Source organism: Pseudomonas sp. P4_C3, from assembly GCF_056402075.1.
Map to the genome: position 1 here is coordinate 1 of NZ_JBFUIC010000702.1, position 901 is coordinate 901.

General features: G+C 51.8%; 1 protein-coding gene and 1 pseudogene. Both read left to right on the forward strand.

Annotated features, from left to right (window positions below; genetic code table 11):
- Positions 1 to 336 (forward strand): annotated as a pseudogene (locus AC1DVH_RS31890) (glycine/betaine ABC transporter ATP-binding protein); the annotation flags it as partial.
- 48 nt (positions 337 to 384) lie between these two features.
- Positions 385 to 901: ABC transporter permease subunit (locus AC1DVH_RS31895; RefSeq protein WP_477757137.1), on the forward strand; the 517-nt coding region annotated here is incomplete at its 3' end.

Below are 901 nucleotides of genomic sequence, written 5' to 3' on the forward strand. Positions count from 1 at the left end.
GGCCATCGCATTGCGATCATGGAAGGTGGCCGCGTGATACAGATCGGTACTCCACAAGAGCTGCTTTGCAACCCGGTGAATGATTACGTCAAAGCGTTCTTCAAAGGTTTCGATGCCTCGAAGATTCTGAAGGCTGGCGATGTTGCCAAGATCTGTGCTGAGCACCCTTACGCCAAGGACCAGTCCACACCTACGCTGCAGGCTGACGCTCCACTTCATGACGTCTTTCACATCGTCGCCAATGCCGTTAACCCGGTTGCCGTGCTGGATCGCCAGGGTGTTTTCAAAGGCACGATTTCCAAGAGCCTACTGCTCCAGACAATGAGCCGTCACTAATAGTCTCTATTTGTTGGCTTGCCAGGCTCAGACATTCAGGTGATTAGCATGAACGAATTCAGTCTTCTAGACCCGTTTCAATCCATCAACGTCCCCTTGGGCCAATGGGTAGAGGTCGCCCTAAATTTTCTGGTACAAAATTTCCGCGAGATATTTCGTTCGATAAGATGGCCAATCGATCAAGTTCTGAACGGCATTCAATATGGATTGCTGTCTATTCCTCCGTCGATTTTCATCATTGCTGCAACGCTATTCGGCTGGCAGGTGGGAGGAAAAAAAATAGGCATCCTCTGCTTCGTTACCCTCTCCCTTTTAGGGGTGATCGGCGTGTGGAATGACGCGATGATAACCCTCGCGCTGGTGCTCACTTCACTGTTCTTCTGCGCGATTATTGGCATACCGTTGGGAGTCCTGTGCGCCCGCAGTGACCGATTGGAAATGCTTCTTCGCCCGGTATTGGACGCGATGCAAACGCTGCCAGCGTTCGTCTATCTGGTACCCGTCGTCATGCTGTTTGGCATCGGAAACGTACCGGGGGTGTTGGTCACGATCATCTTCTCGGTGG